The sequence below is a fragment of the Brevibacillus sp. SYP-B805 genome (assembly GCF_011059135.1).
In the GTDB taxonomy this organism is placed as follows: domain Bacteria; phylum Bacillota; class Bacilli; order Brevibacillales; family Brevibacillaceae; genus Brevibacillus_F.
Genome location: NZ_JAALGD010000014.1, coordinates 40820 through 55356 on the forward strand (window position 1 = coordinate 40820; position 14537 = coordinate 55356).

At 54.0% G+C, this 14537-nt stretch carries 15 protein-coding genes; 12 read left to right on the forward strand and 3 right to left on the reverse strand.

The window, feature by feature from the left end; all coding sequences use genetic code 11:
- Positions 1-27 precede the first annotated feature (27 nt).
- From rhaI to G3578_RS16295, 8 genes are all read left to right on the forward strand, one after another.
- Positions 28-1248 (forward strand): L-rhamnose isomerase, encoded by a 1221-nt coding sequence (gene rhaI, locus G3578_RS16260; protein ID WP_165214026.1) that lies wholly within the window; start codon positions 28-30, stop codon positions 1246-1248.
- Positions 1245-2717 (forward strand): rhamnulokinase, encoded by a 1473-nt coding sequence (gene rhaB / locus G3578_RS16265; RefSeq protein ID WP_165214027.1) that lies wholly within the window; start codon positions 1245-1247, stop codon positions 2715-2717. Before rhaI ends, rhaB begins: the two co-directional genes overlap by 4 nt.
- A gap of 24 nt (positions 2718-2741) precedes the next feature.
- Positions 2742-3509: a DeoR/GlpR family DNA-binding transcription regulator gene (locus tag G3578_RS16270; protein WP_165214028.1), complete on the forward strand. Its 768-nt coding sequence runs from the start codon at positions 2742-2744 to the stop codon at positions 3507-3509.
- Positions 3510-3548: 39 nt separating this feature from the next.
- Positions 3549-5096 carry a sugar ABC transporter ATP-binding protein gene (locus tag G3578_RS16275; protein WP_165214029.1) on the forward strand — a complete coding sequence of 516 codons (1548 nt, stop codon included), beginning with the start codon at positions 3549-3551 and terminating at the stop codon, positions 5094-5096.
- On the forward strand, positions 5093-6100 hold the full coding sequence (locus tag G3578_RS16280; RefSeq protein ID WP_165214030.1) for an ABC transporter permease: 1008 nt from the start codon (positions 5093-5095) through the stop codon (positions 6098-6100). Before G3578_RS16275 ends, G3578_RS16280 begins: the two co-directional genes overlap by 4 nt.
- A 3-nt stretch (positions 6101-6103) precedes the next feature.
- A complete protein-coding gene (locus G3578_RS16285; RefSeq protein ID WP_165214031.1) occupies positions 6104-7126 on the forward strand; it encodes an ABC transporter permease in 1023 nt (340 codons plus the stop codon).
- Between the two features lie 58 nt (positions 7127-7184).
- Positions 7185-8228 carry a rhamnose ABC transporter substrate-binding protein gene (gene rhaS, locus G3578_RS16290; protein WP_346774024.1) on the forward strand — a complete coding sequence of 348 codons (1044 nt, stop codon included), beginning with the start codon at positions 7185-7187 and terminating at the stop codon, positions 8226-8228.
- Positions 8229-8295: 67 nt separating this feature from the next.
- On the forward strand, positions 8296-8622 hold the full coding sequence (locus G3578_RS16295) for an L-rhamnose mutarotase (RefSeq protein WP_165214032.1): 327 nt from the start codon (positions 8296-8298) through the stop codon (positions 8620-8622).
- 91 nt (positions 8623-8713) lie between these two features.
- Here G3578_RS16295 and G3578_RS16300 read toward each other — a convergent pair whose 3' ends face one another.
- Positions 8714-9067 carry a winged helix-turn-helix transcriptional regulator gene (locus G3578_RS16300; RefSeq protein ID WP_165214033.1) on the reverse strand — a complete coding sequence of 118 codons (354 nt, stop codon included), beginning with the start codon at positions 9065-9067 and terminating at the stop codon, positions 8714-8716.
- A gap of 140 nt (positions 9068-9207) precedes the next feature.
- On the opposite strand from G3578_RS16300, the gene G3578_RS16305 reads away from it, so the two are divergent.
- Positions 9208-10065: a carbon-nitrogen hydrolase family protein gene (locus G3578_RS16305; RefSeq protein ID WP_165214034.1), complete on the forward strand. Its 858-nt coding sequence runs from the start codon at positions 9208-9210 to the stop codon at positions 10063-10065.
- Between the two features lie 34 nt (positions 10066-10099).
- The gene (locus G3578_RS16310) at positions 10100-10771 is read left to right on the forward strand and encodes a GNAT family N-acetyltransferase (protein WP_165214035.1); all 672 of its coding nucleotides are present in this window, start codon (positions 10100-10102) and stop codon (positions 10769-10771) included.
- Positions 10772-10849: 78 nt separating this feature from the next.
- Here the strand turns inward: G3578_RS16310 and G3578_RS16315 are convergent, their stop codons facing one another.
- Positions 10850-11320 (reverse strand): CBO0543 family protein, encoded by a 471-nt coding sequence (locus G3578_RS16315; protein ID WP_165214036.1) that lies wholly within the window; start codon positions 11318-11320, stop codon positions 10850-10852.
- Between the two features lie 58 nt (positions 11321-11378).
- Complete coding sequence (locus tag G3578_RS16320; RefSeq protein WP_165214037.1) at positions 11379-11798, reverse strand: hypothetical protein; 420 nt, start codon at positions 11796-11798, stop codon at positions 11379-11381.
- A 376-nt stretch (positions 11799-12174) separates the two neighbouring features.
- Here G3578_RS16320 and G3578_RS16325 point away from each other — a divergent pair, with 376 nt between their 5' ends.
- Positions 12175-13011: a hypothetical protein gene (locus tag G3578_RS16325; RefSeq protein WP_165214038.1), complete on the forward strand. Its 837-nt coding sequence runs from the start codon at positions 12175-12177 to the stop codon at positions 13009-13011.
- A 146-nt stretch (positions 13012-13157) separates the two neighbouring features.
- Entirely contained in the window at positions 13158-14384 is a 1227-nt protein-coding gene (locus G3578_RS16330) for an MFS transporter (RefSeq protein WP_165214039.1), read from the forward strand.
- The last annotated feature ends 153 nt before the right edge of the window (positions 14385-14537 follow it).

Below are 14537 nucleotides of genomic sequence, written 5' to 3' on the forward strand. Positions count from 1 at the left end.
CGACCAGAGGAAACAGGTGATGAGAAGATGACAGATCGAGCCTATGCGTGGTTTGAGGAGCAGCAAAAGGCCCGGGGCATCGATGTGGAACAGGTGAAAGCCAAACTGAAAGCGCTCCGCATCGAAACCCCGTCCTGGGGGTACGGCGACTCCGGCACACGCTTCAAAACCTTTCAGAAGGTGGGCGTTCCTCGCAATCCGTTCGAAAAGCTGGAGGACGCCGCGCAGGTTCACCGGCTGACGGGCCTGTGTCCTTCCGTCGCCATCCACATCCCCTGGGACAAGGTGGACGATTACAGGGCGCTGCGGGCGCATGCCGAGAATCTGGGGCTCTCCATCGGGGCCGTCAATCCCAACCTGTTCCAGGAAGACGAGTACATGCTGGGCAGTGTGTGCAACGCGGACCCCGCCGTGCGACGAAAGGCGATCGCGCATCTGCTGGAATGTGTCGACATCGCCAAGGAGACCGGTTCCAGGGATCTCAGCCTGTGGTTTGCGGATGGCACCAACTATCCGGGACAGGCGGATCTGCGCAAGCGGAAAGGCTGGATGCTGGAGGCGCTGCAGGAGATGTACAAGGCGTTGACGCCGGACATGCGGATGCTGATCGAATACAAGTTTTTTGAACCGGCCTTTTACCATACCGACCTGGCGGATTGGGGCATGGCGTTTAACATGGCATGCAAGCTGGGCCCCCAGGCGCAGGTGCTGGTGGATACCGGCCATCACGCCCCGGGAACCAACGTGGAGCATATCGTCGCCTATCTGATCGATGAGAAGAAGCTGGGCGGGTTTCATTTCAACAGCCGAAAGTATGCCGATGACGATCTGATCGTGGGAGCAATCAATCCTTATGAACTCTTCCTCATCTTCTACCAGATCATCAGCGCATCGGCGGACGCCGACGAAGGGATCAGGGAGACCGTTCGCAACATCGCTTACATGATCGACCAGTCCCATAACATCGAGCCGAAAATCCCGGCGATGATCCGATCGGTGCTCAATGTGCAAACCCAGTATGCCAAAGCGCTGCTGATCAACCTGGATGAGGTGGCGGCGGCCCAGGAAGCCCAGGATGTGCTGGCCGCGGAGGATGCGGTCAGGAGGGCCTTCGAAATTGACGTCACGCCGCTGCTGCATGCCGTGCGGGAGGAGATGGGAGTCCCCGTCGATCCGATGCAGGCCTACCTGGAAAGCAGTTATCCGCAGAAGATCCTGTCGCGCGGCAAGGGCGGTGCCAGCTGGTGACAAGCGTCCTTGCATTTGACATCGGGGCAAGCAGCGGCAGGGCGTTGATCGGGACGCTGACGGACGGGCGGCTGCTTGTGGAGGAAATCCACCGCTTTCCCAACGAGCCGGTGCAGGTGGGAGGCCGTTTGTACTGGGATATTCTCCGCCTGTACCATGAGATCAAACAGGGGATGGTCAAAGCGAAGCTGCTGGGATGCTCGCCCGCCAGCATGGGCATCGATTCGTGGGCGGTCGATTTCGGACTTCTGGACAGCACAGGCGAGCTGCTTGGCAATCCGCGCCATTACCGTGATCACCGGACGGACGGGATGATGGAGGAGGTATTCGCCCTCGTTCCCCGGCACGAGATTTTTCGGCAGACAGGCATTCAGTTTTTGCCGTTCAACACGATCTACCAGCTGTACGCGCTGGTCAAAACCAATCCGTCCCTGCTTGCGCGGGCGAACCGTTTTCTGATGATTCCGGATTTGTTCCGCTACTTCCTGACGGGGGAGATACGCAACGAGTTTACCAACGCGACCACGACGCAGCTGTACAATCCCGCGCTGGGCACATGGGACGGAACGCTGCTGGATAGGCTGGGCATTCCCCGCCATCTGTTCGGCGAGCCGGCGCGGCCGGGCACCGTGGTGGGCAGCCTGTTGCCTTCCGTCTGCGATGAACTGGGCGTTCCGCCGATGCCGGTCATCGCGGTGGCGGAACATGATACGGCCTCGGCGGTGGCAGCCGTCCCGGCGCAAAGCGGCGACTTCGCCTATCTCATTTGCGGCACCTGGTCGCTGATGGGGACGGAAACAGCGGGAGCGCTGATCAATGACCGCGTGCTGGAGCTCAATTTCACCAACGAAGGCGGCGTGGGCGATACGTTCCGGTTGTTGAAGAACATCATGGGCCTGTGGATCGTGCAGGAATGCCGCCGGGAATGGGAAAAGGAAGGGGAGCCCGTTTCCCTGGAGGAGATGGTTCTGGCGTCCGGTCAGGCGAAACCCTTTACATCATTCATCGATCCGGACCATCTCATGTTTCTCAATCCGGCCCACATGCCCGCCCAAATCCAGGCGTACTGCCGGGAGACGGGACAGACGGTGCCGGCGGATCGCAGTGCCATCCTGCGCTGCGCGTTTGAAAGCCTGGCGTTGAAGTACCGGTACGTGCTGGAGCGGACGGAAGCGCTGACCGGCAAACGCTTTTCCGGCCTGCACATGGTGGGCGGCGGGATCCACAACCCCCTGCTGTGCCAATTCACCGCCAGCGCGATTCAACGGCCGGTATGGGCGGGGCCTGCCGAAGCAAGCGCGATCGGCAACATCTTGGTACAATATATGACGCTGGGCCGGATTTCCGGAATCCGGGAAGCCCGGAAGATCGTGCGGGATTCGTTCCCCGTCCAAACGTATTTACCCGAGGAACAATCCCTGTGGGACGAGGCATATGGACGTTTTCTGCGCGTAACCGGCCTGGGATAAACAAGCAAGGGAATGAGGAAGAAGATGCTCGTAGCAGAACGGCACGAAAAAATTGTCCGCCTTGTCAATGAGAGGGGAAGCATTCGCGTTTCCGAGCTGAGTGAAATCTGCAACGTGACAGAGGAAACCATCCGGCGGGATCTCGACCGGCTGGAACAGGCGGGACGGCTGCTTCGGAGCCACGGCGGTGCCGTCAGCATTCTGGACCAGCAGCCGGAGGTTCCGTATATGGAACGCGAAATCACCCACATGGAAGAGAAAAAGCGTATCGCGCAGGAGGCCGTCAAACTGATCGAGGCCTACGACCGGATCATTCTCGACGCCAGCACGACGGCCTGGTACATGGCCTCCATCCTGCCGGACATCCCGCTGACCGTGGTGACCAACTCGATCAAGGTGGCGATGGAATTAAGCGGCAAGGAGAAAGTGGAGGTGATTTCGACCGGCGGTGTGCTGGCTCCTCGCTCCCTGTCGTTCGTCGGCCCCAGCGCGGAACGGTCGCTTGATCCATACCACGTAGGCAAGGCGTTCCTTTCCTGCAAGGGCATCCATCTGGACCGGGGAATCAGCGAGTCGAACGAGATGCAGGCCCTGGTCAAACGAAAGATGATCGCCATTGCCGATCGGACCTATCTGCTTGCCGATTACAGCAAGTTTGGCCTGCAGGCGTTTACCTATTTCGCCGAACTGCATCAGATCGATGAAATCATTACGGATGACAAGATCGATCCGCTGCATCTTCAGGAATTGAAGGAAAAGGCGGTAAAAGTAACGGTGGCGGGCAGGGCGTAACAGAGCGCCGGACGGCTGCCGTACGGATGGGGGCAGAGTATGTCGGAGTATGTACTGGAATTGAGAGGGATCACCAAGACGTTCCCGGGCGTGAGGGCCCTGGACCAGGTTCATTTTCAGCTGAAGCCGGGCCAGATTCACGCCTTGATGGGAGAAAACGGCGCCGGGAAATCCACCTTCATCAAGATCATCACCGGCGTCCACCAGCCTGACGCAGGCGAGATTTATCTGAACGGGCAGCGGGTGGAGATCAAGCATCCGAGAGACGCCCAACGGCTGGGCATCGCCGCCATCTATCAGCATGTTACCTGCTTCCCGGATTTGAGCGTGACGGAAAATATTTTCATGGGCCACGAGAGGATCCAGCCGGGGACGAAGCGGATCCTGTGGAAAGAGATGCACGCCCAGGCCGCAGCGCTGCTGGCGGAACTGGGAGCATCGTTCGATCCCAAAACGCAGATGGGCGCGCTCAGCGTGGCCCAGCAGCAGATCGTGGAAATCGCCAAGGCGCTCTCCACCAACGCCAGGATCATTATCATGGACGAACCGACAGCCGCGCTGACCAAACGGGAAAGCGAAGAGCTGTACAGAATTACCGAACAGCTGAGGGACAAGGGCGTCTCCGTTATTTTCATCACCCATCGCTTTGAGGATATGTACCGACTGGCGAGCCAGGTCACCGTGTTCCGGGATTCGAGATACATCGGCACCTGGGGAATTGACGAGATTTCCCGGGAAGAGCTGATCATGGCCATGGTCGGCCGTGAGATCACCCAGCTGTATCCCCAAAAGGACGCGAAGATCGGGGAAGAGGTGCTGCGGGTGGAAGGGCTCGGGAAAACCGGCTTGTTCGCAGATGTCTCCTTTACCCTTCACCGGGGGGAGATCCTGGGACTGACGGGTCTTGTGGGTGCCGGACGCAGCGAGGTATGCCAGGCGATTTTCGGCATTCACCCCTATGATACGGGCAAGGTCTATCTCAAAGGGGCGGAGGTGCGCGTGAAAAACCCCCTGCATGCCATGGAGCTGGGAATCGGCTACCTTCCGGAAGACAGGCAGATGCAAGGCTTGGTGCTGCCTTGGAGCATCGCCGAAAACATCACCCTGTCCGCCATCGGCAAATATGCCAAAAAAGGCTGGCTCAGCCGCAGGAAGGAAGAAGAAGCGGCCAGGATGCTGGCAGAAAAGCTTCAGGTCAAAGCAAAGAGCATCTTTGATCCCGTCAGCTCCCTGTCCGGCGGCAACCAGCAAAAGGTGGTATTCGCCAAGCTGCTGACGGCCGAACTGGATGTCATTATTCTCGACGAACCTACCAAAGGCGTGGATGTGGGCGCCAAGTCCGCTATCTACGAGATGATTCATGACCTGGCCAGGCAGGGGTACGGCATTCTGCTGGTGTCATCGGAAATGCCGGAGGTGATCGGCATGAGCGATCGCGTCGTCGTCATGAGAGAGGGCAGGGTAACGGCGATTCTCGACCGGGACGAGGCGACGCAGGAAGCGATCCTGGAAGCGGCCATGATGAAAAAAGCGCCGCCCGATCTTCCCCACAAGGCCGTTTCATCAAAAACGCGGAGGCTCGTATGACGGAAAAAGCGTTAAAACCATCAACAACCAGTGCGAACATAGCCAGGTTCCGGGAAGCGGGGCTGTTGGGCGTGATCATCGCGCTCTCCATCGCGGTACAGATCCGCAACCCAAGCTTTCTGACTGTTGAAAATATTTCAGACCTGATGACGAATACGGCCATTCTCAGCATTCTCGCCGTGGGCATGATGCTGGTGATTGTCACCAGGGGCATTGATTTGTCGATCGGGGCGACCCTGGCCTTGTCCGGGATGATTTCGGCCCAGACGGTCGGCGCTTACCCGGATCTTCATCCACTGCTGGTCATTCTGCTCGGAACCCTTATCGGAGTCGTGTGCGGCGCGGTGCTCGGGTTTCTGGTCGCCAAAGGCGGGGTCCTTCCCATCATTGCCTCACTCGGCATGATGAACGCGTATCGCGGCCTTACCTTTATGGTCAGCGGGGGAAAATGGGTGAGCGCCCATCAGATGCCGCCCAGCTTTAAAGAAATTGCAACCGGTTCCATCTGGGGCGTCAACACCCTGATCGCTATCGCCATACTGATTTACCTGTGTTTCTTCTATTTTCTCAACCATACCCGCACGGGCAGACAGATCTATGCGGTGGGCAGCAACCCGGAATCCGCCGCGATCAGCGGGATCAACAACGAGCGGATCCTGTGGCTGGTCTACACCATCATGGGAGCGCTTTCCGGTCTCTGCGGCGTCTTGTGGGTATCGAAGTTCGCCTCCGCGCAGGGCGATACGGCCATGGGATACGAATTGAGCGTCATTGCGGCCTGCGTACTCGGCGGCGTCAGCATCGCCGGCGGTTCCGGCAAGATTTCGGGCCTGCTCCTGGGGGCGATCCTGCTGGGCATCCTGAACAATGCGCTGCCGCTGATCAATGTGTCGCCGTTCTGGCAGATGGCGATCCAAGGCGCCATCATCCTGCTGGCCGTCCTGATCAATGCGGTCGTCAAGAGAGGCGTGGAACGGAACAACCTGGCGAGGAGGAAGATCTAGCCTATGGAACAGCGGGCGCTCATGAGTAAAAAGGAATTTTCCCTGAAACGCTTCTTCCTGCAATGGGAATGGATGTTGGTGCTGATTTTTCTCCTTGTAAACGCGATCAATGTCTCTTTGTCACCCTACTATTTCAACTACGACAGCCTGCGGGACGCCACCATGACGTTTCTCGACAAAGCGTTCATCGTCCTTCCCATGGTACTCATCATGATTCTGGGTGAAATCGATATCTCCGTAGCCTCGACCGTCGCCTTGTCCGCCGTGATCATGGCTGACCTGCATGCGAAAGGCGTGCCGATGGAAGCGGCGGTGGTCATCTGCCTGCTGGTCGGCACCCTGTGCGGCTTCCTGAATGGCTGGCTGCTCGTGCGATTCAAGGAACTCTCCTCGGTGATCGTCACCCTGGCGACCATGATCATCTACCGGGGAATCGCCTACATGATTCTGGAGGATCAGGCGGCGGGCCAGTTTCCCGAATGGTTCAGCTTTCTGGGGTGGGGGTACGTCTTTGGCATTCCGTTTATCCTGATCGCTTTTGCGGTGTGCGCCATCGCCTTCGGACTGTTGCTGCACATGACCACGTTTGGGCGGCGCATATACGCCATCGGCAACAATCCGGTCGCGAGCCGGTTTTCCGGGGTACAGGTGGACCGGATCAAGATCATCGTCTTTACCTTGGCCGGATTGATGGCAGCGGTCACCGCGCTCTTTCTCACATCCAGGATGGGCAGTACCCGGCCCAATGTGGCGATGGGTTACGAACTGGATGTCATCGCCATGGTTGTGCTCGGCGGGATCAGCACCGCAGGCGGCAAGGGCAGAATGATCGGAGCCGTCATCGCCGTCTTTCTGATCGGCTTTTTACGGTACGGCTTGGGGCTTATCAACGTCCCCGCCCAAGTCCTCCTGGTGATCATCGGGCTCATGCTGATCGCGGCCGTCATGGTACCCAACCTGAAAAGAAAGCGGAGCGCGGCGGCGAACGTTCGCAAGGAGGATGCGGGCATCAAGGAAGCGATATAGATACTCAACAGTCACCGACTGTTTGGTATAGATGATGCATTCAAAGGGGGAGAACAGAGTGAGAAAATGGTTTGCAACTTGTATGGCGCTTGTCCTGGCCTTAACTGTGCTGGCCGGATGCAGCACCTCGGCGCCCAAATCGTCCGATCAAGCCGGCGGGGCAAGCGGCGGAAAGAAGCGATTTGCCATTATTTTCAAAAACACCGGCAATCCGTACGGCGAGAAGGAGATGGAAGGGTTTAAAATCGCCATCGAAGAGCTGGGCGGGGAAGCGATTCTGAAAGCGCCTGACCAACCGACGGCGGAAGCGCAGATTCAGATGATTGAAGAACTCATTTCGCAAAAAGTGGATGCCATCGCCGTGGTGGCCAACGATCCGGATGCGCTGCAGCCCGCGCTGAAAAAAGCGATGGATGCCGGCATCAAGGTTTTGTCCCTGGACTCGGCGGTCAATGCCAAGAGCCGGATGGTGCACGTCAACCAGGCCGACCCTGAGCGGATCGGCCGCGTGCAGGTGCAGGCGATCAGCGAAATGATCGGCGGCAAAGGGGAGATCGCGGTGTTGAGCGCCACCTCCCAAGCCACCAACCAGAATACCTGGATCGAATGGATGAAAAAAGAGCTGGAAGATCCGAAATACAAGGATATCAAGCTCGTCAAGGTGGCCTACGGCGACGATCTGCGCGACAAGAGCGTCTCCGAGACGGAAGCGTTGTTGAAATCCTATCCGGATCTGAAGGGGATCATCGCGCCGACAACGGTAGGGATCGCGGCGGCCGGGAAGGTGTTGACGGACAAAGGACTGAAAGGGAAAGTAATGCTGACCGGCCTGGGACTTCCCAGCGAGATGGCGGAATATATTGAAAGCGGTGTCTGCCCGTGGATGTACCTGTGGAATCCGGTGGATGTCGGCTATCTGGCGGGGTATGCGGCCGACGCTCTCGTCAAAGGCACCATCACCGGCAAACCGGGCGACAAGTTCAAGGCAGGCCGTCTGGGCGACAAGGAAGTGATCCAGGACGGCGAAGGCAGCCAGATCATGCTGGGCGATCCGTTCAAGTTTGATCCGAGCAACATCGCCGAATGGAAGAAAATTTACTGATGCAAATACAAGCCAAGGTCGCCCCCGGCATGGATTGCCGGGGGCCGTTTGCAGGGAGGGAATAGCTATGACGCCCAGCAACAAATTTGCCTGGACGTGGACGATCAAGGAAGAGTGTCTGGAGGAATACGTCAAGATGCATCTGGACCCTTGGCCGGAGGTATTGGAGGAACACCGCAAGGCGGGGATCCGCAACTATTCGATCTTCCAGAACGGCACGCAGTTCTTCTATTGTTTCGAGTGCGACGATGTGGAAGCCGCTTTCGCCTATATCGCCAGGAGCGAGGTGTGCAACCGCTGGAACGCCATCACGTCCCGGATGGTGAAAGGCTCCTTTGACTTCCGGGAAGCAGAGCCGATCAAGCCCATGAGGGAAGTGTTTTATTTGGCGTAACCGGCAGAATCGAACACGTTGCGAAACCACCCCCATTCTTGATCAGAGTGGGGGTGGTTGGCATGAAAGACTTTGCGGCCGGGCAGCTGGTTTATTCCACATCCTCCTGCAGATTTTCATCTTCTTCGTCGATTCTCTCCAGATGTTTCATGCCCCAATGTGCCATCACATCCAGCACCTCCTTAATGGTTTGTCCATATTCGGTGAGGGAATATTCCACTTTGGGGGGAACCTGGTGATACACTTTGCGCTGGATAATCTTGTCCTGCTCCAGCTCGCGCAGCTGTTGGGTCAGCATTTTCTGCGTGATGTCGGGCATGTCCCGGCTGAGCTCCCCGAAGCGTTTCGTCCCTTCTGTCAGATGACACAGGATGACAGGTTTCCACTTTCCGCCGATCACCTTCAAGGTAGCTTCCACCGATTTTTTGAAGACCGCATCTCCCATCTGTTTTGCTCCTTTGGTATAAAAAAGATACTATCTTACGAATAAGTGTGTACTTGTTTTTGGGACCTCTATAGTGAATAATGACCATATCGAGATCTGCTGTCAAGCAAGATCGCCATTGTGTCCAGGAGGAGGCGCTTATGAAACTGAGAGTGTCTGCGGTGCAGTATCATCTTCATACGATCCAGACCTTTGACGATTTCGCCAATCAGGTAGAACATTATGTCAAAACCGCCGAAGAGTTCGGCTCTGAGTTTGTCCTGTTTCCGGAATTTGTCACCACCCAGCTGATGTCCATCGGCGATCAACAAGGCAGGGCCCTGAGCATCCAGGATCTGCCCGATTTTACCGAGCAGTACCGTTCGCTGTTCAGCCGTTTGGCCAGGGAAACGAACATGCATATCATCGGCGGCACCCATGTCCTGCGCAAGGGCGACCGGTTATACAACGTGGCCCATCTGTTCTATCCGGACGGCAGGGTGGCGGAACAGCCCAAGCTGCACATTACGCCGACGGAAGTGAAAGAGTGGAACATGTCGCCAGGTGAAGGCCTGCAGGTATTCGAGACCGCGAAGGGGACCATTGCCGTCCTGACCTGCTACGACATCGAATTCCCCGAGATCGTCCGCATGGCGAAGGCCAAAGGGGCCGATGTGATCTTCTGCCCGTCCTGCACGGATGACCGCCACGGTTTTTACCGCGTCCGCTACACAAGCCATGCCAGAGCCGTGGAAAATCAGGTGTATGTCGTGCTGACGGGAACGGTAGGTTCGCTGCCCACCGTCGACTTCATGCGGGCCAATTTTGGCCAGGCGGCGATTATCACCCCGAACGACATTCCGTTCCCACCCCGCGGCATTTTGGCGGAAGGGGAAATCAACGACGATATGGTGATCACGGCGGATCTGGATCTGTCCCTGCTGTATCAGGTGCGCGAAAGCGGCTCGGTGACGACGTGGCGGGATCGCCGCACCGATCTTTATCCGGACTGGAAATAAGGATGAATGACGTGGAAGGAGGAGCATATACAGGATGGAATACCGCAGAATCACAAGCATTGAAGACCCGTTGTTTGCAAAAATGCACAAGCTCATGCAAGAGGTGTTTCCTCCGGAGGAAGTGCTGGCATTCGATTTGTGGAAAGAGCCGTTGGAGGACCCGGGCATCCGTGTGTTTGTCGCCGTTCATGAGGGAGAGGTCGTGGGGGCGACGGAATACCGTTTCTATGAAGACTTCCGCGTGGCGATGACCGATTTCACGATCATCGGAAAGCCGGGGCTGGGGATCGGCCGCTTCCTCTACAAAAAAAGGCAGGAGGACCTGCTTTCCCTGGCGGCGGCAAGCAACAGCGAGCTTACCGGCATGTTTGCGGAAATTTATGATCCGTACCGGGCAGGGGATCATGAATTCGGCGGCATCAAGCCGATGGACCCGTTCGTTCGCCGCGAAGTCCTGTCCCATCTTGGCTACAAACGGCTTGATTTCGCCTATGTTCACCCGTCCTGGAGCAATGACGGGGAGGCGGTAACGGGTCTTGACCTCTGTTTCCTGCCGACGGACGACGATCTCCAGGAACTGCCGGCCGAGCTGATCGTCAAGTTTCTGAAACGTTATTACAGCGTGCTCCCCAACAAGCCGAAGACGTGGCATGACATGGTGGAACAGCTGGAGGCGAAAGAGAGAATCGCCTTGCTGCCCTTGTAACGTGAGGGCGGGAAAACCGTGAAATAATAGGACTCCTTTCTGGCAAGGTGGGCGCACCATTTTCGTTCGAAAGGAGTCCTAGCCTTTTAATTGCTGTTCCCTTTTGTTGATCCACTGCATCAGCATACGCACCATAAACGATAGGAGGAAGATGGTTAAAAACGAATACATCCACGTCCATGTATGGTACTTCACCAAATTCGTATATTTTTCACAAACAACCTCAAGGATCGTCATAGCAGAAGCATATAATGCACATTGCACAATAATGCCTAGAAAGCTGGAACGATAAGAGGTTCGATAAAGATAAACACACATAATCGGGTATAGAAAGTATTCAAAAATAATGCTCGTTTTGAAATATTGACCTAAAAACCTTACAGGGTATTCAACCCATTTTTCTTCTGCAACGATAATGCCAAAAAATGAGGAAATATAGCCTTTCATTAAGTACACTAAAACCATATCTTTGATTAGCGGTTTTCGTAAACTAATAAACAATAAGACCATGCCAATAATCAGCAATGCCCATAAAAGAATTCTGTCCATGGATTCATCCGTCTCCTATGGTTGATTTGTTTATCCTTTAGTATGCTCTAAGATGCGCTTATTGATGTCGAAATACAATCATGCCGCAAATCATTGGAATGATCATGTACATGGCGACGGTTAGAGTTGGTATCGGCAACCGGTTCGCCAATATGGCACTTATCTCTCCAAGGAAACCACCAATCACAAAAGGAATGGCGGTTTTTGTTTTGTCAGCATTCGGTTTGGCGTAATACCATGCATCCCATACACAATAAACATAAAATCCAGGGTAAAATAACACGTACTCAAAATTGGCCACCTCGATGGCTTGTTGATGGAATCCGTTAAAATCAAGATGAATGGCTTGGTTGATTTTTCCAAATACATTATCAAAGTGTTCAACGATGATCAGGAAGACACCTTTCATGAACTGACCATTATATATTTGCCCAACCCCCGGCATCAGCATTGAAAATAAAGCGGCGATGTTTCTCATCGTATCCCCTTTCGTTTCTGGCAGTGGACATAACAATCGTTTGTTTCATTACGGTTTTTGCTTAATATTTCCGTATCAATGTCTTTCGTATGCATAGGACATCGATTCTCCCCATGTGAAACCGGAGCCATAAATAATTGGCAATAATGCCATCAAAACATATATGATTTTATAGGACGGCTGTACTATAATAGGATTATCACTAGTGATAACAACCTTTTTCACAACTACCCAATTTTCCCCTAACAACAATGTTAGGGGTTTTCTTTTTTATGCTTGACATACTATAGGGGGGTACCGTATTATGTGGTTGAGCCAATGCGTTCGCTTTGAGGAAAAAGTTGATTGGACATTATGCTAAGGAGCGGTGATTGACATGGATAAATGGGTAATGGCTGCAATGTTATATGTGGCTGTGCTGATCGGAGGGTTTACCGTCTATGATCAATTTTGGGCGGATGGCAAACAAACGGCAGCTGCGGAAATGGATCACAATGAGGAGCCCCACGCTGACATGAATGGCAGCAGCAGTCATGAACATGGCAGCGATTCGCAGCATGAGGGCAGCAGCGAGGTAAGTGCGTTTGTTCAAGCGGATAAGGATGAGTTAAAGATTTTCCTGAAAGATAAAGCGGGAAATCCCGTTGACGAGCTGGCGGTCAATCATGAGAAGCTTCTTCATTTGATCATTGTGGATGAAACCCTGCAGAAGTATTATCACCTGCATCCGGAACAGACGGGGAAGGGGGAATTTCACATTGCAAATCCCCTGCCGGCAGGGTTTTATAAGGCATTTATCGATATCAAGCCGAAAAACCTGGCTTATCATGCAGCACCGGTTCCGTTTGTAGTCGGCCATCCGAGCGCAGCGGCCAACCACCAGCCCCTTCAGCCGGACACCGCGCTGATCCAACAGGTGGATGGAGAAACCGTAACCCTGCATATGAGTTCTTTTCAGACCAATCAACCCGTCACCTTGTCATTTGACCTGGATCAAACCAATTTGACCCCTTATTTGGGTGCGATGGGGCATGTCGTCATTCTGGATGAATACGCGCAGAATTATCTCCATGTGCATCCGGCAAATGATCACGAACCGGTATTTGAAACGCAGTTCAATCAACCGGGCATCTATAAAATATGGGCGGAGTTTCAACAAAACGGTAAAGTAAGGGCATTTCCTTTTGTCGTAGAGATAAAAGGAGAGAATTAAATGTGCCCAAGGGAAAGGGATGATTTACACGCTCACCGAATAGCTAAAGCGCGGCGAATGCATATGATTTGATTCATGCGTGGAGCCGTAGATGGGGGTTGATTCCCATTTGCGGCTCTTTTTCTGTTCACCAGGAGGAATCGCTTATGAAGAATAAGTTATTTGGCAACATTGGTTTGCTTTATCTGTTCGCATTTCTTTCTGCCATGCGATTTGACCGTGCCCTTTGGATGCTTTACTTGGTAGAACGCGGGTTAAATATGTCTCAGGTTGGATTGATTGAATCGTTGTTTCATGCGGTCATTGTTCTTTTTGAAGTTCCGACGGGCATGGTGGCTGATCTTTATGGTCGCAAGCACAGCTTGCTGATGGGGAGCCTGCTTTCATTTTTCTATGCTTTACTCATGATGATTGGTGGACACTTCTTTGTATTTTCTCTTGCTTTCGCTCTCGCTGGTCTGGCTGGTACCTTCCGTTCCGGGGCTGACAACGCCCTGCTTTACGATACGCTTCTTCATTCCGGGAAAACGGAGGATTATACAAAAGTTTCAGGTAACATGCTGGCCATTTCCCTGGTTGCCATGAGTGCAGCCCAGTGGTTAGGAGGTGTGGTGGCTGAATTTAGCTGGAACTGGGTTTACCTTGGCATGCTAATGGTCAACGGACTGCTGTTCATTCCTTTACTGTTGATGAAAGAACCACCGAGAGATAGCCAAGCGTCACCGAATCACCAAGAAAAGATTCCTGTCAGACAGCGGTGGAAAAATCAATTTGCAGAGAGTTGGCGTGTATGGAAACAGGAGTACACGCTGAGGTCGCCTTTGATCCTGTTTATTACACTGTCATGCGCAATGGTAATCGTCATGTTTTACGGTCAAGCATTCTTCTCCCGAATGGGATTTCGCTCAAGTGAAATCGGGTTGATCTTTACCGTGGAATCACTCCTGGCTGTTATCGTCGCCAAGTTCGCTTATCGAATCGAGAGGCGATGGACGTTTGGGAAACTGCTGGTATCCATTTATCTGTTGATTTGCTGCCTCATGGGACTGTTTGCCGTTCTGCACGGGTGGAGTGCAGTTGCAGCCTTTTTCTTCATGGGGAATTTATCTGTAGTCTTGGACCCGATATTCTCCCATTATGTACAGTCGAAAATCGCTTCCAGTCAACGAGCCACCTTCTTCTCATTTATCAGTCTGGCCACGAGCCTTGGAACGATGATTCTGTTTCCCGCATTTGGCGTACTGGTTGATCGTTGGGGGTTCGACTTGGCATTCGGGATGCTTGCGGCTTTCATGACGTTCTTGCTGATCTGCTTGAAGCGAATGGCAAAGTACGAAAAAACGACTGCGGAAACGGTGACAGATCGAGGGTGACAAATCAGGAAGTTACGGGAAGATCCCCGCCTGTTTCTTATGGCAGGAACGTTTACAAGAAGCAGGTTCCCCGCTGTCGTAAAAAGATGGTATCCAGCCACTTTTCATTGACTCGTCTGGTATTTCCGCTACAATATCCGGTGAGAAAAATCT